The organism is Streptomyces inhibens, assembly GCF_003389455.1.
GTDB classification, from domain to species: Bacteria; Actinomycetota; Actinomycetes; order Streptomycetales; family Streptomycetaceae; genus Streptomyces; species Streptomyces inhibens.
Genome location: NZ_QUAC01000041.1, coordinates 1 through 5,789, shown reverse-complemented (window position 1 = coordinate 5,789; position 5,789 = coordinate 1). Strand labels below are relative to the sequence as shown.

Here is a 5,789-nt window from a genome sequence, read left to right as displayed (position 1 = left end):
ACACAGTGGACGCGAGCAACTGAGGACAAGCCCTCGGCCTATTAGTACCAGTCAACTCCACACCTTACGGCGCTTCCATATCTGGCCTATCAACCCAGTCGTCTACTGGGAGCCTTAACCCCTCAAAGGGGGTGGGAGTCCTCATCTCGAAGCAGGCTTCCCGCTTAGATGCTTTCAGCGGTTATCCTTTCCGAACGTAGCCAACCAGCCATGCCCTTGGCAGGACAACTGGCACACCAGAGGTTCGTCCGTCCCGGTCCTCTCGTACTAGGGACAGCCCTTCTCAAGACTCCTACGCGCACAGCGGATAGGGACCGAACTGTCTCACGACGTTCTAAACCCAGCTCGCGTACCGCTTTAATGGGCGAACAGCCCAACCCTTGGGACCGACTCCAGCCCCAGGATGCGACGAGCCGACATCGAGGTGCCAAACCATCCCGTCGATATGGACTCTTGGGGAAGATCAGCCTGTTATCCCCGGGGTACCTTTTATCCGTTGAGCGACGGCGCTTCCACAAGCCACCGCCGGATCACTAGTCCCTACTTTCGTACCTGCTCGACCCGTCAGTCTCACAGTCAAGCTCCCTTGTGCACTTACACTCAACACCTGATTGCCAACCAGGCTGAGGGAACCTTTGGGCGCCTCCGTTACTCTTTAGGAGGCAACCGCCCCAGTTAAACTACCCACCAGACACTGTCCCTGATCCGGATCACGGACCCAGGTTAGACATCCAGCACGACCAGAGTGGTATTTCAACAATGACTCCCCCTGAACTGGCGTCCAGAGTTCACAGTCTCCCACCTATCCTACACAAGCCGAACCGAACACCAATATCAAGCTATAGTAAAGGTCCCGGGGTCTTTCCGTCCTGCTGCGCGAAACGAGCATCTTTACTCGTAATGCAATTTCACCGGGCCTATGGTTGAGACAGTCGAGAAGTCGTTACGCCATTCGTGCAGGTCGGAACTTACCCGACAAGGAATTTCGCTACCTTAGGATGGTTATAGTTACCACCGCCGTTTACTGGCGCTTAAGTTCTCAGCTTCGCCAACCCGAAGATTGACTAACCGGTCCCCTTAACGTTCCAGCACCGGGCAGGCGTCAGTCCGTATACATCGCCTTACGGCTTCGCACGGACCTGTGTTTTTAGTAAACAGTCGCTTCTCGCTGGTCTCTGCGGCCACCCCCAGCTCAGGAAGTAAATTCCATCACCGGAAATGGCCCCCCTTCTCCCGAAGTTACGGGGGCATTTTGCCGAGTTCCTTAACCATAGTTCACCCGAACGCCTCGGTATTCTCTACCTGACCACCTGAGTCGGTTTAGGGTACGNTCTACCTGACCACCTGAGTCGGTTTAGGGTACGGGCCGCCATGAAACTCGCTAGAGGCTTTTCTCGACAGCATAGGATCATCCACTTCACCACAATCGGCTCGGCATCAGGTCTCAGGCTTCAAGCTGTCCGGATTTGCCTAGNGGGCCGCCATGAAACTCGCTAGAGGCTTTTCTCGACAGCATAGGATCATCCACTTCACCACAATCGGCTCGGCATCAGGTCTCACCCTTAACGAGAGACGGATTTGCCTATCTCTCGGGNGACAGCGCCCTACACCCTTACCCCGGGACAACCACCGCCCGGGCTGGACTACCTTCCTGCGTCACCCCATCGCTTACCTACTACCACCTTGGATCAGCGGCTCCACCACTCCCCTTTGCCCGAAGGCTCCAGGGCGGCTTCACGGCCTTAGCATTAATGGATTCGATATTGGGCGTTTCAAAGCGGGTACCGGAATATCNCTACACCCTTACCCCGGGACAACCACCGCCCGGGCTGGACTACCTTCCTGCGTCACCCCATCGCTTACCTACTACAGATCCGGGTCACCGGCTCCACCACGTCCCTTTGTCCGAAGACTCCAGGCCGGCTTCACGGGCTTAGCATCGTCTGATTCGATATTGGGCGTTTCAAAGCGGGTACCGGAATATCAACCGGTTGTCCATCGACTACGCCTGTCGGCCTCGCCTTAGGTCCCGACTTACCCTGGGCAGATCAGCTTGACCCAGGAACCCTTAGTCAATCGGCGCACACGTTTCCCACGTGTGTATCGCTACTCATGCCTGCATTCTCACTCGTGAACCGTCCACAACTCGTTTCCACGGCTGCTTCACCCGGCACACGACGCTCCCCTACCCATCACAACGGACGTTAGTCCTCATGTTGCAATGACACGACTTCGGCGGTGTGCTTGAGCCCCGCTACATTGTCGGCGCGGAATCACTTGACCAGTGAGCTATTACGCACTCTTTCAAGGGTGGCTGCTTCTAAGCCAACCTCCTGGTTGTCTCTGCGACTCCACATCCTTTCCCACTTAGCACACGCTTAGGGGCCTTAGTCGATGCTCTGGGCTGTTTCCCTCTCGACCATGGAGCTTATCCCCCACAGTCTCACTGCCGCGCTCTCACTTACCGGCATTCGGAGTTTGGCTAAGGTCAGTAACCCGGTAGGGCCCATCGCCTATCCAGTGCTCTACCTCCGGCAAGAAACACACGACGCTGCACCTAAATGCATTTCGGGGAGAACCAGCTATCACGGAGTTTGATTGGCCTTTCACCCCTAACCACAGGTCATCCCCCAGGTTTTCAACCCTGGTGGGTTCGGTCCTCCACGAAGTCTTACCTCCGCTTCAACCTGCCCATGGCTAGATCACTCCGCTTCGGGTCTTGGGCACGCTACTCAACGCCCTATTCGGACTCGCTTTCGCTACGGCTTCCCCACACGGGTTAACCTCGCAACATACCGCAAACTCGCAGGCTCATTCTTCAAAAGGCACGCAGTCACGACGCACCGAGTAAACTCGATGCNTCGCTACGGCTTCCCCACACGGGTTAACCTCGCAACATACCGCAAACTCGCAGGCTCATTCTTCAAAAGGCACGCAGTCACGACTGCATGTGCAAGCACATACAGCGACGCTCCCACGGCTTGTAGGCACACGGTTTCAGGTACTATTTCACTCCGCTCCCGCGGTACTTTTCACCATTCCCTCACGGTACTATCCGCTATCGGTCACCAGGGAATATTTAGGCTTAACGGGTGGTCCCGCCAGATTCACACGGGATTTCTCGGGCCCCGTGCTACTTGGGTGGTTCTCAAACGAGCCGTCAATGTTTCAGCTACGGGGGTCTTACCCTCTACGCCGGACCTTTCGCATGTCCTTCGCCTACATCAACGGTTTCTGACTCGTCTCATCGCCGGCAGACGATGAAAGAGAACTCCCACGACCCCGCACTGGCAACCCCTGCCGGGTATCACACCAATACGGTTTAGCCTCATCCGGTTTCGCTCGCCACTACTCCCGGAATCACGGTTGTTTTCTCTTCCTGCGGGTACTGAGATGTTTCACTTCCCCGCGTTCCCTCCACACTGCCTATGTGTTCAGCAGCGGGTGACAGCCCATGACGACTGCCGGGTTTCCCCATTCGGACACCCCCGGATCAAAGCTTGGTTGACAGCTCCCCGGGGCCTATCGTGGCCTCCCACGTCCTTCATCGGTTCCTGGTGCCAAGGCATCCACCGTGCGCCCTTAAAAACTTGGCCACAGATGCTCGCGTCCACTGTGCAGTTCTCAAGCAACGACCAGCCACCCGTCACAACCCACCNCAAGGCATCCACCGTGCGCCCTTAAAAACTTGGCCACAGATGCTCGCGTCCACTGTGCAGTTCTCAAGCAACGACCAGCCACCCACCACCCCAACCCGAAGGCNCGAAGCAGATTTTCACCGGGGCCGGCATCGCGAAGGTTCAGACTCGAAAGTCCGTACCCTCAGATACCCAACAGCGTGCCCGACACTCCTGACTGGTGATCCGCTTTCCACGCCGAAGCAGTACTAACGATCCCNCGGGGCCGGCATCGCGAAGGTTCAGACTCGAAAGTCCGTACCCTCAGATACCCAACAGCGTGCCCGACCCACTCAACCCCCAGATGCGTTCCACGCCGAAGCAGTACTAACGTCCAAGNCCATCAATCCCCACGTTCCACGCCGAAGCAGTACTAGTGACAACCAACCAAGTGCGCCGAATAGTCAACGTTCCACCCATGAGCTAACCACCGCAGAACATTCGCCTGCGTTATGGCTCTGGACAACCTTACGGCTGCCTAGATNGCCGAATAGTCAACGTTCCACCCATGAGCAACCAGCATCAGACATTCGCTGATGTACTGGCCTCTGACCAACCGAAGTTGGTAAGAAGTGCTCCTTAGAAAGGAGGTGATCCAGCCGCACCTTCCGGTACGGCTACCTTGTTACGACTTCGTCCCAATCGCCAGTCCCACCTTCGACGATTCCCTCCCACAAGGGGTTGGGCCACCGGCTTCGGGTGTTACCGACTTTCGTGACGTGACGGGCGGTGTGTACAAGGCCCGGGAACGTATTCACCGCAGCAATGCTGATCTGCGATTACTAGCAACTCCGACTTCATGGGGTCGAGTTGCAGACCCCAATCCGAACTGAGACCGGCTTTTTGAGATTCGCTCCACCTCGCGGTATCGCAGCTCATTGTACCGGCCATTGTAGCACGTGTGCAGCCCAAGACATAAGGGGCATGATGACTTGACGTCGTCCCCACCTTCCTCCGAGTTGACCCCGGCAGTCTCCTGTGAGTCCCCATCACCCCGAAGGGCATGCTGGCAACACAGAACAAGGGTTGCGCTCGTTGCGGGACTTAACCCAACATCTCACGACACGAGCTGACGACAGCCATGCACCACCTGTACACCGACCACAAGGGGGACCCTGTCTCCAGGGTTTTCCGGCGTATGTCAAGCCTTGGTAAGGTTCTTCGCGTTGCGTCGAATTAAGCCACATGCTCCGCTGCTTGTGCGGGCCCCCGTCAATTCCTTTGAGTTTTAGCCTTGCGGCCGTACTCCCCAGGCGGGGAACTTAATGCGTTAGCTGCGGCACCGACGACGTGGAATGTCGCCAACACCTAGTTCCCAACGTTTACGGCGTGGACTACCAGGGTATCTAATCCTGTTCGCTCCCCACGCTTTCGCTCCTCAGCGTCAGTAATGGCCCAGAGATCCGCCTTCGCCACCGGTGTTCCTCCTGATATCTGCGCATTTCACCGCTACACCAGGAATTCCGATCTCCCCTACCACACTCTAGCCTGCCCGTATCGAATGCAGACCCGGGGTTAAGCCCCGGGCTTTCACATCCGACGTGACAAGCCGCCTACGAGCTCTTTACGCCCAATAATTCCGGACAACGCTTGCGCCCTACGTATTACCGCGGCTGCTGGCACGTAGTTAGCCGGCGCTTCTTCTGCAGGTACCGTCACTCTCGCTTCTTCCCTGCTGAAAGAGGTTTACAACCCGAAGGCCGTCATCCCTCACGCGGCGTCGCTGCATCAGGCTTTCGCCCATTGTGCAATATTCCCCACTGCTGCCTCCCGTAGGAGTCTGGGCCGTGTCTCAGTCCCAGTGTGGCCGGTCGCCCTCTCAGGCCGGCTACCCGTCGTCGCCTTGGTAGGCCATCACCCCACCAACAAGCTGATAGGCCGCGGGCTCATCCTTCACCGCCGGAGCTTTCCACACACAGACCATGCGGTCGTGTGTCATATCCGGTATTAGACCCCGTTTCCAGGGCTTGTCCCAGAGTGAAGGGCAGATTGCCCACGTGTTACTCACCCGTTCGCCACTAATCCACCCCGAAAGGCTTCATCGTTCGACTTGCATGTGTTAAGCACGCCGCCAGCGTTCGTCCTGAGCCAGGATCAAACTCTCCGTGAATG

General features: G+C 57.1%; 2 rRNA genes. Both read right to left on the bottom strand.

What is annotated here, in order from left to right:
• Positions 1 to 21: 21 nt before the first annotated feature.
• A 23S ribosomal RNA gene (locus tag DY245_RS06225) occupies positions 22 to 3,596 on the bottom strand.
• A gap of 664 nt (positions 3,597 to 4,260) precedes the next feature.
• Positions 4,261 to 5,787 (bottom strand): 16S ribosomal RNA (locus tag DY245_RS06220).
• Together the 16S and 23S rRNA genes form the textbook arrangement of a ribosomal RNA operon.
• Between the last annotated feature and the right edge of the window lie 2 nt (positions 5,788 to 5,789).